General features: G+C 68.1%; 15 protein-coding genes. 5 read left to right on the top strand and 10 right to left on the bottom strand.

Going from position 1 to position 16,718, the window contains the following annotated elements; translation table 11 throughout:
• Positions 1 to 45: 45 nt before the first annotated feature.
• The 3 genes from malQ to E3N86_RS10580 all read right to left on the bottom strand — a co-directional run bounded on the left by malQ (position 46) and on the right by E3N86_RS10580 (position 3,535).
• Positions 46 to 2,193, bottom strand: a complete 2,148-nt coding sequence (gene malQ / locus E3N86_RS10590) for a 4-alpha-glucanotransferase (RefSeq protein WP_134511921.1) — start codon at positions 2,191 to 2,193, stop codon at positions 46 to 48.
• A 54-nt stretch (positions 2,194 to 2,247) separates the two neighbouring features.
• Complete coding sequence (locus E3N86_RS10585) at positions 2,248 to 2,979, bottom strand: glutamine amidotransferase (protein WP_104101427.1); 732 nt, start codon at positions 2,977 to 2,979, stop codon at positions 2,248 to 2,250.
• Between the two features lie 139 nt (positions 2,980 to 3,118).
• Positions 3,119 to 3,535: a VOC family protein gene (locus E3N86_RS10580; RefSeq protein ID WP_104101430.1), complete on the bottom strand. Its 417-nt coding sequence runs from the start codon at positions 3,533 to 3,535 to the stop codon at positions 3,119 to 3,121.
• 96 nt (positions 3,536 to 3,631) lie between these two features.
• Between E3N86_RS10580 and E3N86_RS10575 the strand changes: the two genes are divergently transcribed.
• From E3N86_RS10575 to E3N86_RS10565, 3 genes are read left to right on the top strand one after another with little or no spacing between them, the layout of a single operon-like run.
• Positions 3,632 to 4,591 (top strand): 1-phosphofructokinase family hexose kinase, encoded by a 960-nt coding sequence (locus tag E3N86_RS10575; RefSeq protein ID WP_174843015.1) that lies wholly within the window; start codon positions 3,632 to 3,634, stop codon positions 4,589 to 4,591.
• Positions 4,588 to 4,896 (top strand): hypothetical protein, encoded by a 309-nt coding sequence (locus E3N86_RS10570; protein ID WP_104101432.1) that lies wholly within the window; start codon positions 4,588 to 4,590, stop codon positions 4,894 to 4,896. The genes E3N86_RS10575 and E3N86_RS10570 overlap by 4 nt, the downstream gene beginning before the upstream one ends.
• Positions 4,893 to 5,339: a hypothetical protein gene (locus tag E3N86_RS10565; protein WP_134374430.1), complete on the top strand. Its 447-nt coding sequence runs from the start codon at positions 4,893 to 4,895 to the stop codon at positions 5,337 to 5,339. Before E3N86_RS10570 ends, E3N86_RS10565 begins: the two co-directional genes overlap by 4 nt.
• A 230-nt stretch (positions 5,340 to 5,569) precedes the next feature.
• On the opposite strand, the gene E3N86_RS10560 is transcribed toward E3N86_RS10565, so the two are convergent.
• The 4 genes from E3N86_RS10560 to E3N86_RS10545 form a co-directional block, all read right to left on the bottom strand.
• Positions 5,570 to 6,127: a hypothetical protein gene (locus E3N86_RS10560; protein WP_104101439.1), complete on the bottom strand. Its 558-nt coding sequence runs from the start codon at positions 6,125 to 6,127 to the stop codon at positions 5,570 to 5,572.
• Between the two features lie 72 nt (positions 6,128 to 6,199).
• Positions 6,200 to 9,580: an ATP-binding protein gene (locus E3N86_RS10555; protein ID WP_134511920.1), complete on the bottom strand. Its 3,381-nt coding sequence runs from the start codon at positions 9,578 to 9,580 to the stop codon at positions 6,200 to 6,202.
• A complete protein-coding gene (locus E3N86_RS10550) occupies positions 9,577 to 10,278 on the bottom strand; it encodes a DUF4194 domain-containing protein (RefSeq protein ID WP_134511919.1) in 702 nt (233 codons plus the stop codon). The genes E3N86_RS10555 and E3N86_RS10550 overlap by 4 nt, the downstream gene beginning before the upstream one ends.
• Positions 10,271 to 11,773: a DUF3375 domain-containing protein gene (locus E3N86_RS10545; protein ID WP_104101447.1), complete on the bottom strand. Its 1,503-nt coding sequence runs from the start codon at positions 11,771 to 11,773 to the stop codon at positions 10,271 to 10,273. Before E3N86_RS10545 ends, E3N86_RS10550 begins: the two co-directional genes overlap by 8 nt.
• Before the next feature lie 115 nt (positions 11,774 to 11,888).
• Here E3N86_RS10545 and E3N86_RS10540 point away from each other — a divergent pair, with 115 nt between their 5' ends.
• The gene (locus tag E3N86_RS10540) at positions 11,889 to 12,194 is read left to right on the top strand and encodes a hypothetical protein (RefSeq protein WP_104101449.1); all 306 of its coding nucleotides are present in this window, start codon (positions 11,889 to 11,891) and stop codon (positions 12,192 to 12,194) included.
• A gap of 187 nt (positions 12,195 to 12,381) precedes the next feature.
• Here E3N86_RS10540 and E3N86_RS10535 read toward each other — a convergent pair whose 3' ends face one another.
• From E3N86_RS10535 to E3N86_RS10525, 3 genes are all read right to left on the bottom strand, one after another.
• The gene (locus tag E3N86_RS10535; RefSeq protein WP_134374436.1) at positions 12,382 to 12,846 is read right to left on the bottom strand and encodes an isoprenylcysteine carboxylmethyltransferase family protein; all 465 of its coding nucleotides are present in this window, start codon (positions 12,844 to 12,846) and stop codon (positions 12,382 to 12,384) included.
• Between the two features lie 210 nt (positions 12,847 to 13,056).
• On the bottom strand, positions 13,057 to 14,511 hold the full coding sequence (locus E3N86_RS10530; RefSeq protein ID WP_134511918.1) for an HNH endonuclease signature motif containing protein: 1,455 nt from the start codon (positions 14,509 to 14,511) through the stop codon (positions 13,057 to 13,059).
• Between the two features lie 79 nt (positions 14,512 to 14,590).
• A complete protein-coding gene (locus tag E3N86_RS10525; protein WP_241980823.1) occupies positions 14,591 to 15,466 on the bottom strand; it encodes a transglycosylase SLT domain-containing protein in 876 nt (291 codons plus the stop codon).
• 381 nt (positions 15,467 to 15,847) lie between these two features.
• On the opposite strand from E3N86_RS10525, the gene E3N86_RS10520 reads away from it, so the two are divergent.
• Positions 15,848 to 16,663, top strand: a complete 816-nt coding sequence (locus tag E3N86_RS10520; RefSeq protein ID WP_241980825.1) for an alpha/beta fold hydrolase — start codon at positions 15,848 to 15,850, stop codon at positions 16,661 to 16,663.
• The last annotated feature ends 55 nt before the right edge of the window (positions 16,664 to 16,718 follow it).

The following is a 16,718-nucleotide window of genomic DNA, read 5'->3' as shown; positions in this document are numbered from 1 at the left end:
TTCGGGCCGACAGCGCGAAGATCTTCCTCGGCGTGATAAAGCGCTTCAGGGAGTGGCGCGGATCGCGTCCACCAGGGCGGCGAAGCGGGCGTTGTCGGGCAGGTCGTCGATGAGCACGGACTTTCCGTCGGGGCCGGCCAGCGGGATGCGCCAGTTCGGGTACTCGTTCGAGGTCCCGGGCTGGTTCTGGGTCCGGCGCTCGCCGACCGCATCCACCAGAGCCACGCCAAGGAGCGACGAGGGCGTCAGTGCGGTGTACGCGTAGAGCGCCTCAACCGTCTCCTGCACGGTCGGGGCTGGCTCGGTGCCGAGCGGCGGCAGCAGGCCGCGTTCGCGAAGCGCGGCCAGCATGGCGGACTGCTCGGCAAGGTCCGCGGTGCGCTCTTCCTCGACCGATCGCCCGAGCAGACCGAGCGATTCGCGCAGGGCCACGTGGTCGCCGGCGAGATAGCCGGCCGTCGGAGGCAGATCGTGGGTGTTCACACTGGTCAGGCAGGCCTGGCGGTACCGTTCGGGGGCCAGCGGCACGCCGTTGTCTCGTTCGAACCAGAGGATCGAGGTTCCGAAGATGCCGCGTTCGGCGAGGTAGTCGCGCACCCAGGGCTCGAAGACGCCGAGGTCTTCGCCGATCACCACGGCGCCGGCGCGCTGGGCCTCGAGGGCCAGGATGCCGATGAGTGCCTCGTGGTCGTAGTGCACGTAGGTGCCCTCTCCCGGTCCGGCGCCGACCGGGATCCACCACAGGCGGAACAGACCCAGAATGTGGTCCACCCGGATGCCGCCGGCGTGGTGCAGGATGCTGCGGAGCATGTCCCGGTAGGCGACGTAGCCCGACTCGGCCAGCCGGCCGGGGTGCCACGGCGGCTGCGACCAGTTCTGGCCCTGCTGGTTGAACATGTCCGGCGGGGCGCCCACGGTCATGCCCGGGGCGAGAACGCCCTGCAGGGTCCAGGCGTCGGACCCGGTGAACTGCACCCCGACCGCGAGGTCGTGCACGATGCCGATGGCCATCCCGGCATCCGTCGCCGCGCGTTGAGCGGTCTCCAACTGCTGGTCGCAGAGCCACTGGAGCCAGCTGTGGAATTCTATGCGGTCCGCGAGCTGCTTCCGGTGCTCGGCGGCGAAGGGACCGCGGGGGCCGCGCGGCTCGATCGACCATTCCGGCGCATCCGCCGGGAACAACTCGGCCAGGGCGCACCAGAGCGCGAAGTCGACCAGACCCTGACCCTGCTCGGCGCAGAATTCCTCGAACCGGTGGGCACGGGAGGGGCTCGGCCGCACCTCGTGCACGGCTTCCAGCGCGGTCAGTTTGGCGGCATAGGCGCAGTCGCGGTCGAGGTGGTCCGCCTCCAGGTTGGCCGAGTGCTGCCGGTCAGCGAGGGACTCGACAACGGCTCGTGCCGCCGGGGCGAGGTAGGCGTATTCGGGCACGTCCTCGACCCGAATGTACAGCGGGTGGAAAAAGCGCCGGCTCGACGGCAGGTAGGGGGAGGGCTCGACCGGCGGGGCGGGCTCGGACGCGTGCAGCGGATTGACCAGGACGAAGTCGGCTCCGTACTGGGAGCCGGAGATGGCGGCCAGGTCGGCAAGGTCGGCGAAGTCGCCGATCCCCCAGCTCCGGGAGGAGCGCGCCGAGTAGAGCTGGGCCATCAAACCCCAGTCGCGATGCCCGGCCAGGTTGCGGGTGGTCTCGAGCCGGGGCGGGGTCACGACGAGGCCGCAGCGCGCCGTGTGGTCTCCGCTCTCTGCGTGCAGGGTATGCCAGCCCAGAGGCAGGCCGGCCGGAATTTGGAACATCGCCCGGCTCGTCGGCCGACCGTCGACGGTGCGGGGTTTCTCCCAGAGCCCGGTCTGCAACACCTCGTGCCGGGTGCCGTCCTCGGCGACGATCCAGACGAGGGCCGTCGAACCTGCGCCGGCGTGCACGGGCACCTCGGCCTCGCCGCCCGCGCGGAGCACCACGACGGGAGGCAGGAGCCGGCGCCAGGGCGCGAGGCTCTGCTCGGTCAGGGCCGCATCAACCTCGGCAGGCGTGCCGGCGGGAACGCCGAGGGCACCCAGGACCTTACGCAGGGTGCCGAAGTCGACCGCCCGTGAAGCACCGTCCCAGCCGGTGAAAGAGGTGTCAACCCCGAGTGATCGTGCCAGTTCCAGCAGCGCCGCCGCAGAACGGTCGGTTGGTTCGAGTTCCATGGGACCACTCTAGATCCGGGACCGGTTCCGGACCCGCGCCGGACCCCGCCGGCTCTACCTGCCGAAGCGCGAGACGAAGGCCTTCATCAGCTTGGCCGGCTCGGTGACGATGGATGCGTCGATCGCCGCGATGACGTCGTCCAGGGCGTCGGGATCGAAGTAGCCGGACTCGCGGTAGATGCGGATGCGGGTCAGGATGCCGGCATTGGTCAGTTCCGGATGGAATTGCGTCGCGTAGACGTTGTTGCCGACCCGGAACGCCTGCACGGGACAGTTCTGCCCGGTCGCCAGCAGGACGGCGCCGGGCGGCAGCTCTGAACAGGCCTCCTTGTGCCCGACGAAAGCCTGGAAGGTGGGGACGAGCGCGGCGAACAGCTGGTCGGCTGCGCCTGCCTCGGTGAGGGAGATCCAGGTCGGCCCGGCCTCCTCGGACCAGGTGCGGTCGAGCCTGCCGCTCAGATGGCTGGTGAGCAGTCCGACACCGTAGCAGGCACCGAGGAAGGGGAAGTCCCGGGCCAGCACCTGGTCGAGGAGGGCGGCCAACTCGGCCTCGACGCGGCGTTGCACGGACGACTTGATCTCGGCGGAATCGCTCGCGTTGAAGGGGCTGCCGCCCACGATGATGCCCGAGTATCCGTTCAGGTCGATCGGCGGCATCGGCGCAGCCTCGAGCCGCACCCGGTGGAGCTGGTCGGGTTCCAGATCGCCGGCCGCGAGGAAGCCGGCGTACTCGTCATCGGCGGCTTCGTCCTCAGAACGGGTGGCGAGCAGCAGGAAGGGCTTCACAGCATCATCGTAGTGGCGGGCCTCGGTAGACGCGGCTCCGGCTTCGACCTGGCTGTGAGCGCGTCGAAGACCTGGTCTCCCCCTGCACCAGGAGCTGCTGCATCTGCGCGGCGTCGAATGCGAACCCCCCACCACCGACCTATGCGGGTGCGCCGGCGATGTTGACCATCCAGCTCACGCCGAATCTATCGACGCACATGCCGAAGCTGTCGCCCCACGGCGACGGCTCGAGCGGCATGACGACGGTGCCCCCGGCCGCGAGCTTGTCCCAGTAGCCGCGCAGCACCGGTTCGTCGTCGCCACTGAGCGACACGGAATAGTTGGTGCCCGGACGGTACTCCATCCGGTTCGGAGTGTCAGAAGCCATCAGCACCAGGCCGTCGTCGGTGGTCAGCATGGCGTGCATGATCTTGTCCTGCTCAGCCTTGTCGTCGCTCGCCTCGAACTCGGCGAACGTGCTCAGCGTCAGCTCGCCGCCGAACACCGTCCGGTAGAACTCCATCGCTTCCCGGGTCGTATCCCGGAACCCCAGGTAGGGATTGAGTTGGGTCGTCATGGTGGAGCCTCTTTCTGTCATGGGGCGAATGCTCCGATTATCGGCTCAACCCCGCGCCAGCACGAGGCGTGCGGGGAAGTCTTCTACGCTGGAACCATGGACTCCCCCAGGGCCGCCCTGCTGCGGCCGATTCTCACCCTCACCATCAACCCGGCTCTCGACGTGAGCACGTCAACCGAGCACGTGGTCAGCGAGCACAAGATGCGCTGCGGCCGGTCCCGCCTCGACCCGGGCGGCGGCGGCGTGAACGTGGCTCGGGTAGTGCAACGTCTCGGCGGGCAGGCCCTGGCCGTGTACACCGCGGGCGGCCCTACCGGGGAGGCCTTCCGCCGGCTGATCGAAGCCGAACGCATCCCGACCATCGCGGTGCCGATCCACGGCAGCACCCGCGAGAGCTTCACCGTCGACGAGACTGGCACCGGCAAGCAGTTCCGTTTCGTGCTGGAAGGCCCCGAGCTCAGTGAAACCGAGTGGCGGGCCTGTCTCGCGGTCGTCGGAGAGTCGATTCCGGTCGGCGGCTATGTGGTCGCCAGCGGCAGCCTGCCGCCGGGAGTCCCGGATGATTTCTACGCCCGGGTCACCCGTCTGGCGCACGGGCACGACGCCCGCTGCATCGTGGACACGTCCGGTCCCGCTCTCGCGGCCGCGCTCGACGAGGGGGTCTACCTGGTCAAACCGAGCGGGCGTGAGCTGGGAGAGCTCGTCGGCGCAACCCTCGACACCGAACAGAGCAAGATCGACGCGGCCGCCGAGCTCGTCGCCCGCGGGTCCGCGGAAGTCGTCGCGCTGACGCTCGGCGGAGCGGGAGCCGTGCTCGCCTCGGCGAGCGGGATCATCCGTCTGGGGGTGCCGCAGGTCACGGTGCAGAGCACCGTCGGGGCCGGCGACAGCTTTCTCGGTGCGTTCGTGCTGCGGATCGCGCAGGGGTTCCCGGTGGACCGGGCGTTCCGGGCCGCCGTCGCCGCCGGCAGCGCCACCGCGATGACACCGGCCACGGAACTCTGCCACCGGGTCGATGTGGAACGCCTGGAGGCCGAACTGGTGGCACTCGCGTGAAGCTCACCGACATTGACCCGCCCAGCCGTAGCTTTTCCCGGTGGCTCACCGACGAAGAGGTGGGGCAGGTGCTCGCCTCCAGCCGCGGCTGGAGGCTTGCGCCGGACGGCGGCGTGATGGCCGGCAAGATTCGCAAGACCCGGATCGCGCCGTCTCTGACCGCGCTCGGCGCCACCGCGGCCGCCGAGCGTTGGATCAGCCGCGCGGCGGCGCCCGGCAGGGACGGCAGCGGCCCGACGCACATCATGTGGGGTATCTTCAACGCCCGAACGGACGCCGAGATCGCGGCTAAAGTCGATTCATGACCGCTGACCCTGCCACCGGCACCCGCACCCCCCGCACCTCGATCCCCCGCTTGATCGGCCGATTGGCTCTGGGGGCATTCCTGCTCTTCGCCGGGATCAGCCACCTCGCCTGGAACCGTGAGGCGTTCCTCGCCCAGGTGCCCACCTGGTTGCCGCTCGAGGGTGATTTCGTCGTGGTTGCGTCGGGCCTGGTCGAGATCGCTCTGGGCCTGTCGCTGCTGCTGCTGGCCAGGCGCAAGGTGCAGGTGGGTTGGGTCGTGGCCCTGTTCTTCCTGGCAATCTTCCCTGGCAACATCTCCCAGTTCGTCACGGCCACCGATTCGTTCGGCCTGGATTCGGACCTGTCCCGTGGCATCCGCCTGCTCTTCCAGCCGGTGCTCGTGGCGTGGGCGCTGTGGTCGACCGGTGCGTGGCGCGCCTGGCAGGCACGCCGTGCAGCATAAGTGATACCCCATGGGGTATATTGGGCGGACGAGTTCAACGAAAGGGTTCAACGGATGTGCCGTCAAGTCACGTGTAAGAAATGTGGAAAAACGACCTGGGCCGGGTGCGGCCAGCACGTCGACCAGGTGATGCGAGGCGTTCCGGGTGCACAACGGTGCCGCGGACACGAGAAAGACGCCCCGACTCCCGGCTTCTTCGCGCGGCTCTTCACCCGCAACTGAGTCCGGAGTCAGTAGTCGCTGGCGGACAGGTCGGTCGCGGCGTCGTGCTTGAGCTTCAAAAGGGCGAGGTCGATGTGCAGAAACACCTCGGTGCGGGCCTCCCGCCGGGCCTCGTAATCGGGGTCATGCCAGTCGATGTTCAGCCTGATCAGGCGTGACGACACCGCGTCACTGACCTCGTCGCTGGCGGCCCGCTGGGCCCGCCGCACGAGACGCGCGACCTTGTCGTCGTCGGCGGCCACGGCCTCGAGGGCCTCGGCGAGCTTCTCATGCACGCGTCGGCGCAGTTTGAGCTGAATGATGTCGTGGTGCTGGTCTTCCGTGAGATCGGAGGTCCACCGTGACCTGGTCAGCTCTGTGCGCAGGTCCTTGACCCGGCGGGCGTACTGCTCGTTCTGCCGGGTGAGCAGGTGCAGCTCGTGCCGGGCTGTCGCCGCGTAGCGTTCCGGATCGTAGTCGGCGTGATCACCGAGAGCGCCCACGATGATGTCGTTCTTCACCGCCATTCGGACGGCGGAAAGCGCGATCTTGAGCCCCTCGTCGACGATCACCTTAATTGCGGCCACGCTACAAAATCTTACTGTGCAGGCCTGCCGAAATCAGGGCTCCCCCTGTCGCGGTAGGGTCCTGCGCGGAGCTTAATGCGAGCGCACCGACGACGAGAGCGGCGTGATGTAGGAGAACCCGGTGCTGTTGTTCTTGGTCATCGAGAGCACCAGCTCCATGTGCGGCTCAAGCGCGGTGACCTTGTCGAGCGGGGAACCGATGATGAGCTGGAAGCCCAGCCCCTTCCACGCCGACACGGCACGGCCGGCGAACTCGGAGTCCGATTTCACGAAGCCCTCATCGAGGAAGACCGGCGCGAAACGCGGGCGGGTGCGACTCTCGTCGCCGAGCTGGAACCGCAGGGCGGCTCCCACGACGAACGCCACCAGTTCCTGGGACTCGCCACCGCTCTTGCCGCCGAGCGACGAGTAGGTGCTGACTTCCACGCCCTCCGGGGTGGTGCGCACGGCGGTGATCTCCACGTGCCGGCGCACGTCGAGCAGCAGATCGCGCTGGGATTCCTGGCGCGGACCGTCGGCGGACTTGCGGATCAGGTTCATGAACGCCTGCAACCGGGTGAACCGGCTTTCGGTCTGCTCGTCGGTGAAGGCATCCGTGGATCCGGAGGACAGCACCTTGAGTTCCGTGCGAAACGCGGTGGCGTCATCGCGGTGGAGGCGACGCAACGCGATCTTGAGGCGGTCGCGCCCGGCTCCGAACGGCAGTGTGGTGAGGATCTCGTTGATGGGACGGAGACGATCTTCGATTTCCTCGATGGAGGAGGTGAATGCCCCGACCAGGGGAACCAGGTCCTGGCCGCTCCAGAGCGCGAGGCGGCGCTTCCACTCCTGGCGCCGATCGTGCAAGCCGAGTGTGTAGACGGCGTCAAGGATGTCCCGGTAGCTCGGGTAGGAATCGAGCGAGACGCCGATGTTCGGGTCGGGCCAGCGGCTCTGAAAGGTCTCGAAGATGCCGATCAGGATGTTGCGGGCGCCCGCGGCGCTGTCCCGGTCCTGACTGGACTGCTCGGTGAGGCGCTCGCGCAGCCGCCTGATGGCCCCGTCGAACGCGTCGAGGTCGTGCTGGTCGGCGACAGCCGCGAACTGGGCGTCGAGGTGGGTGGCGTGCTCCTCCGACAGGGACAGCGCGGCTTCCGGGTCACCGTCGATGCGGTCGAGGCGGCTGCTCACCGCATCCTGCCGGTCCACGAAGCGGCCCTGCTCGGCGACGAGGGCCTGCAGGGCAAGCTCCGTGGCGTGCTTCAGCTTCTGGGCTGTTTCCAGTTCGGCGGCCAGACGCTCTTCCTCGTCTTTCAGGGCGCGCAGCACGTCACTGTCGGCGAGCACGCGCTCGCGCTCGGCCCGCTTGTCAGTGATGCGGACATCCGCGGCTTGCACGTCGATGGCCGGCCAGGCCGCGTCGACGACGAACTGGTGTGCGGCCCTGCGGGCCCGGAGGTCGGCGAGGCTCGCCCCGTGCGCAAAGGCTTCACGCGCCAGGCTGTCGGCCTCAAGCCGCAGGCGGGCCAGCTCCTCGTCGATGTCGTGCAGGCGGGTGCGGCTGGAGAAGCCGATGATCGACTTCTGGTCGCTGTTCCAGCCATGGGCGCCGCGGGAACCGTTGCGGGTCTGCCCACTCGGAGTGACCCTCGGGCCGTCCCCGACGAGGTCGGCGGCCGTGGCGACGCACTCCGCGTCGAGGTTCGCGGCCTGTACCCGGTCCCGCACCCAGCCACTGAAGGGCGAGTCCTTGAAGACGAGCTTTCCCGACACGAAGCGCGGGTCACCGTCGATCTGCTCGTGCGAGCGCAGCGGCACCCCGTCGAAGTGGATGCGCACGGGGATGCGGAGCGGGTCGATGGCCAGGCTGAGCGCGCGCAGACGAGTCTCGTCGACGAGCAGTACGCGCACGACGGAGGCCAAGGTGACCTCGGCCGCCTGGCGCCAGGCGTCCTCGCCGGGGGCCAGATCGATCAGTTCGGCGACAAAGGGCAGCTCCTCGGCGGGGATGCCCGACGCCTCGGCGATCAGCAGGCGTGCGCTGTGCAGGTGCTGGGGAACCAGACTCGCCCGCCCGGAAAGGAACTGGTGCTCCTGCCCCAGGGTGCGGAGGTTCTCCTCGACCGGATAGGCCGTGCGTTGCAGCGCGCTTCTCTTGTTCTCGAGGTCGATTTCGGCAGTGGGAAAGCCGGACAGGAACCCGTCGGCCGCGGCGCGGGCCCGATCGAAGTCGTCGCCGGAGTCGATGGAGAGGCCGAGAGGCCGGATGCGCTCGTCGAACTTGGAGCGCTCGGCGGCCACGTCGTCGCGTTTGTCGGTGAGCTGGCCAAGCTCGTTCTGCAGGCTGACGAGCACGTCGCCGCCGTTGTCACGCTGCTGGCGCTGCAGGTCGGCGACGCGCGCTTTCAACGCGGTCTCGGCATCCCGGGCCGTCGTGGAGCGAAGCTGGGTGTCGCGCCGCTGCACCCGGTTGACGTCGGCGGCTTCCTCGAGCAGGCTCTGCTCCGTGCGGAGCTGCCACAGCACGAACGGCGTGTCTCCGGAGCGGTGCACGCCGAAGGTGTCGATCAGGTCGGCCTTATCGGTCGCCGTCTCGTAGACGCGGTGCAGGACGGGCAGGCGTTCCAGCACCTTGGCCTTCTGCGCCTCGGCGACCATGGCGCCGTAGGACCGTTCGAGGTCTTCGAAGTGGGCGACGGCCTTGTCGGCGGCCCCGTAGGTGGACGGTTCCTCAAGCACCATCGACTTGTAGAGCCCGTCGACCGTCTTGACCTGCTGGCCGGCCTGGATGCGTGCGAGCAGCCTGAGTGCCTTGCCGCCCTCGCCGTTGGCGCCGATGCCCAGGCGGGTGTACAGGGTCTGGGCGAACGCCGCATAGGTGTCGAAGACATCCAGTTCGGGGAACCGGGATTTGAGGGCGCGCTTGTCGAACCGGGACTCGGTCACGTCGGCCAGGTCGCGCAGGTCGAGGTATCCGTCGATCGTGGCCATCTTCATGGTGATGTCGGCGAACCGGGTGGCGCCACGGGGCACGAAGTAGGCCCGTAACACTGTGAAACGGCGCTGGTTGTCGTCGATGAAGGTCATCGACACGGCACCCCAGGTGGACTCGTGGGCACCGCGGAGCACCTGGTCCTGCAGCTCCCCCGTGCCGGCCTCCCGGTTGGCGTCGGTCTTGCCCTTGAGGTAGGTCATCAGGCTGCGCTGGTCGGCGCTGCGCGCCCGCCCGGAGCCGGCGTCGTTGGAGGCGCCGTTAAAGGGGGTGTCCGACGGCATCATCAGGGCGAGGTAGGCGTCGAGCAGGCTGCTCTTGCCGGTTCCGGACGCGCCGGACACCAGGGTGGCGCTGGGCGCGAACGCAACCTCGTGGTGGCCCTGAAAGCCGCCCCAGTTCACCATCTGGAACGACTCGGCGCGCCACTGCGTGGTGCCTTCGGTGAGGCCGTCAACATAGAAGAGCGGGGAATCGTTCATGACAGGGCCTCCGGCAGGGCTTCGGACAGGAGAGGCAGATCGTCAAGATCGGTGGCTTCCGGGCCGGGATCAGCGTTCTGGGTGACCAGCCACTCCAGCAGTTCGCTCAGCCGTTCCACCGGCAGCAGCACCTCGATCACGGCGGAGATGCGGAATCGGTCAGGGTCGCTGGTCTTCAGCAGCACCCGCGCCTTCGCGAGGCTGTCGACGGCGGCCGTGGCCTTTCGGGCGTCGCCCCACCGGTCGGTGGCGTGTTCGGGCCGGAAATGGCCGACGTTCTCCACCAGGTTGTCGCGGTCCACGATAACGATGTCGTGGCCGTTGGCACGCTCGCTGCGGAACCGCTGCCGCAGCAGCACGAGCAGAATGGTCTCCTCCCGCGTGTAGGACACGTCGTGCAGCAGGGTCGGGAACCGGTCTCCGCCCTCGGCGACCGCCTGCCGTTTGAATGCCACCTCGTAGTGCAGGTCGACATGCAGATCGAGGAACATGTCGTTCAGGCGCGATTTGAGCAGGCTCTGGGAGCGCAGCAGCGTCTGCCATTCGGCCGGCTGCAGCGCGGCGGAGATGTAGCGGTGCTTCAGCAGCAGCACCAGGGTGCGACGCTGCTCCACGGTGAGTCCGCCCTCGTCGCCCTCGAAGAGGGAAAAGCTGGGCATATCGATGTCGGGGTGCTCGGCGGTGGGCTCGTCAGTCATTGTCGGATCCGTAGTTCAGGGCGGACAGCGCCGCAGTTTCGTCGTCGCTGAGCATGATTCGGGGCACCTCGAAGCTGCGGGTGGAGCCGTCGGGTCGCACGGTTTCGAATCGTTCGAGCGTCTGGGACCGGCTGACCGCATCGATCTGGGTGGCGATCTGAAGCATCCCCAGAATCTCGACCGGGCGGCGCAGGGTGACGTCGAGATCGTTGAAGGCGTCACCGACGGATGCGGCGTCGCCGTGGTTGAAGGCCGTCACGATCGCGTCGCGCAGCTCCCCCAGCAGCGGGCCGCCCTGCGTGCGCATCTCGTCGAGACTCGGTGGCGGCGGGGCGTCGTCGGAGACATCCTGCAGCTCGGGCGGCGCGCGGTGGGCGCCCGGGTCGTAGAAGCGTTCGCGGAGGTGCGGGGCGTCGAGGGTTCCCGGCATGAGTTCGGCGGTGACCGTGGAGCGGGGCCCGGCGGTCTGCATCCAGGTCGCGAGTTCCTTGTTGATCTCGCGCAGCAGGCGTTCGAGTTCGCGGTCCTTGACCACGTCGTGGTTGACGATGTGCTCGCGCAGGGTGGTCGTCAGCCCGTTGCGCTGGGTGAGCACGTCGTCGATGCCCTTGCGGATCAGGCGCACGGTGCCCATGAAGCTGCGGCGGTCGGTGGCGCTGAGTTCGAGGGCGAACGGATGCAGCAGGATCGTCTCCAGGTCGTCCCCCAGCTCCCGCAGCAGGTCGTCGTTGCGCAGCAGGGTGAAGGCCCCCTCGAAGGCGCGACCTTCCGGGGTCGAGGTCATCAGGGCATCCGTTTTGGCGAGGTACTCGTCGAGTACCTCGCTGATCGGGCGTTCCTCACCGCGGAAATCGTTGACAATCTGCCGGTGCATGGCGGCGACGGATTCCTCGACGCGTTTGAAATCGCTGGGCAGCTGGCCGATCAGGTCGACCAGGTCGGCGTAGCCCTCACGCATCTGCTCGTTCGAGACGGGCGCGATCTCGCCGCCGGCTGCGAGGCGGTCGCGCTCGGCGGCGTTCTCGGCGATCGCCCGGTCGAGGCGACGGATGCGCTCCTCCCGATCAGGGTTGGCCTGCGTGGCGCGGTGACGCACCGTGTCGACGATCGTGGTGAGACGGGATTCGCTGATCAAAGCCCGATCGCGGGACAGACTCTCGACCAGGAGCAGCGCCTCGAGTGCGTGCGAGGTGAGCGAGTAGTGTTCTTCGTCGCCCTCCCCCGTTTCGCGGTAGAGCCACTGGTCGTTCATCCACTGCACGCAGAGGGCCCGACCGGTCTTGCCCGGCACATCGCTGCCGACCGAGCGCAGGTCGGCAAGGTAGGCGTCGACCTGAATGTGCAGCAGATCGGCCCGCACGCTGCGCCGGTCGCGGCTAAAGGAGGACTTGAACACGAAGAGCACGAACGGCGCCCACTTGCGGTCCAGCAGGCGCAGGGTGGGTTTGTCGAAGGCTTCGCGCACCCGCGCCAGTTCACCCGCAAGCTCGCTCATATAGAAGTTCCTTCCCGGGCCTCCTCAAGGGTAACGGTCCTCGCGTGCGGGCCGACACGCGGGCAGGCGCTCGTGGCGCGTGTGAGACTGTCAGGACAAGCTGAAGGAGCGACACGTGACCGACCCGCGCGCGAATATGGAGGGCAACAACCTGCTCAATCTCGGTGCGCCCCACCTGGACTGGTCGAAGACGCCCGGCCGGGTGCCGGGTTTCTGGGTGTCGGTCGTCAGCGTCGTCCTCGCGGTGCTGCTGCCGTTTCCCGCGCTGTTCGTTGCCCTGATCGGGCTTTCCCTTTCATTGCGGGCTTTCAGTGTGATCCCGGCCGGCGCCCGAGGGCGAGGGCTGGTGCTCGCGTCGCTGGCCCTGTCGGGAGTCGCGATTCTGGCTGTCGTCGTGCGGCTGGTTCTGGTCTTCGTCTAGCCGTCGTGTTTCAGCCGTCGTGTTCCAGCCGTCGTGTTTCAGCCGTCGTGTTCCAGCCGTCGTGTTCCAGCCGTCGTGTTCCTCTCCGCGTTCTGAACGAATACGACGGAGACCTTGGCCGAAATGTCCCAAAACCCGGCCGAAAAGCACTTGTGCTCCAAAATCTCCGTCGAATTGGTTCACCACGTCACGGCTTCAGCCGGCCCATCCCGGGGAGGAAGCGGCCGGCGCGGGCGCCGTAAGCGGCGTAGTCCGGGTGCTCGGCCACGAGCATCCGCTCTTCCCAGCGTGCCTTGCCCGCCAGCAGCAGAACGAGGGCGAGCCAGGCTACGAGATGCCAGACCGATGCGCCGAGCAGCACGAGCCCAAGGCCGCAGATCATCAGACCGGTGTAGATGGGGCTGCGCACAAGACCGTAGACACCAGTGGTGACCAGAGGCGCGTGTTCCCGCGGAATCGGGCTCGCGGTGAGGGCCGGTCCGAGGCCGAGCATGCCGAGCACGGCGAAGACCGCGCCGGCGACAGCAAGCACGATCGCGCCAAAGACAACGGCGAGGTGCACCGGCCACAGTGTGCCGTGGGGCAGGAGGGCCAGGGCCAGGAGCAGCAGGAACTGGGCCGACACCAGGGCACTTGCGAGCGCACGCTTCATGGCTTGAGGCTACGCCCTGACCTGCCTCGGCTTGCACGTGTTCGCGACCCCGGAGGAGATCGCGGATGTCACGAACACTGCGGCCGTTACGATCCCGGCCAGCTTCTTGTCCTCCTCGTAGCCAGCCAATGCCCAGCCGCCCTTGTCGGTCTGGGCTCCCGCGAGCACGAGAGGGAGCTTCAGCAGACATTGTGACCCTGGACGCCGGCCCTAGAAGGGCGGTGGGTCGTCGACGGCGCCCGGAGGCTCGAAGGGTATTGCCGGATCGGACCTGTAGTGGAGACCGCTGGGCGCAGTCCAGTGGAGCTCGCCGCCCGGCGACTGGGTCACCGTCCAGTTGGTTTGGGTCTTCAACCGGTGGTCGGGCGCGCAGAGGCTGGCGAGGTTGTCGTACCGAGTGATGCCGTCTTCTTGCCATTCGTGGCTGTGGTCCATCTCGGCGCGGGCCGCCGGTCGGTTGCAGCCGGCGAATCGACAGGTTTCGTCTCGAATCACAAGGAGCCGCCGGAGGTCCTTCGGCACCCGGTACTGATCTCGGCCGACCGACAGCATCACGCCGGTCTCGGGATGGACCAGGATGCGAGTAAAGCTCGGCGCTCCGGCCGCCAGTTCCCGGGCCGTCTCGGGGTCGATCGGCCCGCACCCCTCAAGGTGACCCGGCTCGTCGCTGCGGCCGAGGAGGGTGAGCACCGGCACCGTCACGTTCACGGTGGCGCGGATGCCCCGGCCGAGCCCCGCGGGGGTGACGCCGTCGACCACCAGTGCCGCGAAGGCATCCGCTCGGAGCTGGGCCAGGGTGCGGTGCTCGTCGGGGCCCTGCAGACTGGCCGCCATGTCGTTGACTCGGTGGAAAATCGCCTGGGCAACCGGCAGCTGCTGGTAGCTGTGCAGCCACCCCATGCCGTCTGCGGCCGGCTCGAACATGAGGGTGCGGTCGGCCTGGCTCTTGCTGCGGCGCACGGTAATCGACTCCGGATGCGACTTCTCCCGCAGGCGGCGGGCCGTGCGGTCGAACTGGGGCACGGTGAGCCGTTTCGCCTGGGGCAGCGTCTCGGCCTCGAAGGCGGCGCGGGCCGCCGTCGGAAGAATATTGGCGTGCTCGATCAGGACCCGCACGTGCGCGTAACTGATCTGGCCGGCCGCGAGGGCATTGCGGCTGGCGGTGAACGTGCCGGTGAGCGCCTCGCTCTGCGCCATCAGATTGGAGGCCGAAGCCTGGGAGATGTGCAACGCACAGGCGAGTTCGGAGATCGCGGTGCGGTAGGCGATCTCAAGGGCGTTCCACCGGGAACCGGCCACGCCGGCCGAAACCGAACCGCTGTCAACCGCGCTGTCGGCCGCGCTGTCGGCAGGCGGCGTGAGCCCCTGTTCGACGGCCTCGGCCCGAGCCGTCCGGCGGGCGCGAGCACGTTCGACGGCAAGCTCATTGGACAGGCACCAGGCCCGCACCTCGTCGACCGCCTCGGCCCGCGCCGCCGACGCCGCGGCGAGCAGTCGGTCGGCGGCCGCGGCCGCGGAGACCAGCTCGGCCAGGACACTCATTCTGCGATCGAGGGAAGCCGCATCACCGGACGTGTCGGCCGTCACGACGCCGAGCGCGCCACCGTCGTCAAGCTCTTCGATGTCGAAGTCCTCGATGTCGCTGAGATCGGCCAGGTTTTCCATACCCTGATTTTAGCACTGATGGAATCTCAGTTCTAGTAATACGCAGAAAATCTACATTACTTTTCGAAGATGTTGACCATCAGTACCAGCCCGAGGCCACCGACTTGTACCACGCTCCACAGGGGTCGCCGTAGCGCTCCGCGATGTAGTTCAGACCCCAGGAGATCTGGGTGGCCGGGTTGGTCGCCCAGTCGGCGCCGGCCGAGGCCATCTTGCTGCCGGGCAGGGCCTGCGGGATGCCGGTGGCGCCGCTCGAGGCGTTGTAGGCATTGACGTTCCAGCCGGACTCCTTGTTCCAGAGACTGACCAGGCATCCGAGCTGGTCGGCGCCCCAGCCGTACTTGGACGCCATCATGTCCCGGGCGATCGCCTGGGCTCCGCTGGGGTTCGTGGGGGCGGCGGGGCGGGGCGGTGCCGGGGCGGGCGCGACCGGCTTGGGTGCTGCCGGCTTCGGTGCCGCCGCCTGGGCCGCGGCCTGCGCCTGGGCATCCGCGGCAGCCTGAGCAGCTGCGGCAGCCTGAGCAGCTGCGGCAGCCTGACCAGCAGCCGCGGCCTGCTCCGCAGCGATGCGATCGGCCTCGGCGGTCGAGGCCTTCACGACCTCGGCTTCGGCAGTGACCTGCTCCACAAGATCGAAAACTCGTTCGGGAGCCAGAAGCGTGTACTCGCTGAGCGAGGCGACGGTGCTCGAGAGGGCCGAGACATCCGTCTTGCCCTGGGCCGCCGCGATCACGCCGGTGGCACCGGCAAGGGCGGTGCGGGCGCTCGCGGAGGCGTGGGCCGGGACGACTCCGTCGAGACTGCCTGCCTGCTCGGGATGAGGGCCGGTGGCGGCTGCCAGAGCTGCGGTGGCAATGATGCGTTTCTTTTGCTCGTCCGCGGCAGCCTGCGACGCAGACTGGGCGGAGAATCCACTGCCCACGATGGCGCCAACGGCGATGACGGCGCCGGCCACGAGTAGGCGGCTTCGTCCACGCCGGCGACGCGTTTCCTGATGGCGGGTGAGTCCGACGTCGGTGCCGATCGCGGCTGCCGCACGGACCGGAGTGGCGTCTGATTCAGGGTTTGAACTGGGGAAAAGGACGGACAAAGGGGAAGACGAGTCTGAGTTTGGCATAACTTTCACTGGGCAAATCGCGCACGCGGCTGCGCTCACGCTTCTTTTTCGACGTTCCTCGGTCGGGGACCCGGCCGGGCGAACCTCCAAGACTGCCCGGGATTTCTGGACATATCCTCATTTTTAGCTGGCAAAGCACTGGCAAAGCAGGGTGGCGGGATTGCCCAAAAGTCGACCTGGTGGGCCGAAATCCGGATGGTCGTGATGCAATGGTCCGTGATGTCACAACGCACCGCCCCACCGCACCGCTTCGTCTATTCGGCCGATGGAGTCAACCTGGCCACCTACGAATTCGGAGATTCGAGCGCCCCCACCGTGCTCGCCGTGCACGGCTTCGCCTCCAGCGCCGTCGCCAATTGGCACGTCACCGGCTGGACGCGCGATCTCATCCGCGCCGGCTTCCACCTGATCGCGATCGACCAGCGCGGGCACGGCCTGAGCGACAAGCCCCGCTCCCCCGCCGACTACACGATGGAGGCGTTGGTCGACGACGTGTTGCAGGTACTCGACGCCTACCTGCTCGACGAGGTCGCCTACGCGGGATACTCCCTCGGCGCCCGCGTGGGCTGGCAGGCCGCCCGCAAACTGGAGGGACGCATCTCGCGGGCCGTGCTCGGCGGCATACCCGACGGCGACCCCCTCAGACGCTTCAAGGTCACGGATGCCCGCGCTCATATCGAGCACGGCACCGAGGTCGCCGACCGCCTTACCGGGGCCTACCTGACCATGGCCCGCGCGCTGCCCGGCAACGACCTCAAAGCCCTCGTGGCCCTCGTCGAGGGAATGCGCGGCGGCCCCCAACCCGGCGCCGACAACGCGCCGACTCAGCCCGTGCTCTTCGCCACCGGGACCAAAGACAGCATCCTCGAGGCCTCCAAGGTACTTGCCGCGGCCACGCCGAGCGGAGGATTCTTCGAGATCCCCGGGCGCAATCACTTCAACGCCCCGACGTCACGCGCGTTCCGGGAGGCGGCGATCGAGTTCTTCCGGAGCGGGAGCAGCAGCGGGAGGGTCGAGGTCCCCCTACTCTGCTGATCTGCGCTCATCGGGGCAAAGACTTTCGATCGCGGCGTCGGCGTCGTCATCGGGC

The sequence above is a fragment of the Cryobacterium sp. Hz7 genome (genome assembly GCF_004402815.1).
GTDB lineage: Bacteria > Actinomycetota > Actinomycetes > Actinomycetales > Microbacteriaceae > Cryobacterium > Cryobacterium sandaracinum.
Note: the sequence above shows the minus strand (reverse complement) of the source record. Positions and strands in the feature narration are given on the sequence as shown.

Excerpts from the sequence above, each read along its gene's own strand:
- E3N86_RS10565 (WP_134374430.1), top strand. The coding sequence starts at position 4,893 with ATGACCGCTGACCCTGCCACCGGCACCCGCACCCCCCGCACCTCGATC.
- malQ (WP_134511921.1), bottom strand. The coding sequence starts at position 2,193 with ATGGAACTCGAACCAACCGACCGTTCTGCGGCGGCGCTGCTGGAACTG.
- E3N86_RS10545 (WP_104101447.1), bottom strand. The coding sequence starts at position 11,773 with ATGAGCGAGCTTGCGGGTGAACTGGCGCGGGTGCGCGAAGCCTTCGAC.
- E3N86_RS10555 (WP_134511920.1), bottom strand. The coding sequence starts at position 9,580 with ATGAACGATTCCCCGCTCTTCTATGTTGACGGCCTCACCGAAGGCACC.
- E3N86_RS10530 (WP_134511918.1), bottom strand. The coding sequence starts at position 14,511 with ATGGAAAACCTGGCCGATCTCAGCGACATCGAGGACTTCGACATCGAA.
- E3N86_RS10580 (WP_104101430.1), bottom strand. The coding sequence starts at position 3,535 with ATGACGACCCAACTCAATCCCTACCTGGGGTTCCGGGATACGACCCGG.
- E3N86_RS10520 (WP_241980825.1), top strand. The coding sequence starts at position 15,848 with ATGTCACAACGCACCGCCCCACCGCACCGCTTCGTCTATTCGGCCGAT.
- E3N86_RS10535 (WP_134374436.1), bottom strand. The coding sequence starts at position 12,846 with ATGAAGCGTGCGCTCGCAAGTGCCCTGGTGTCGGCCCAGTTCCTGCTG.
- E3N86_RS10575 (WP_174843015.1), top strand. The coding sequence starts at position 3,632 with ATGGACTCCCCCAGGGCCGCCCTGCTGCGGCCGATTCTCACCCTCACC.
- E3N86_RS10550 (WP_134511919.1), bottom strand. The coding sequence starts at position 10,278 with ATGACTGACGAGCCCACCGCCGAGCACCCCGACATCGATATGCCCAGC.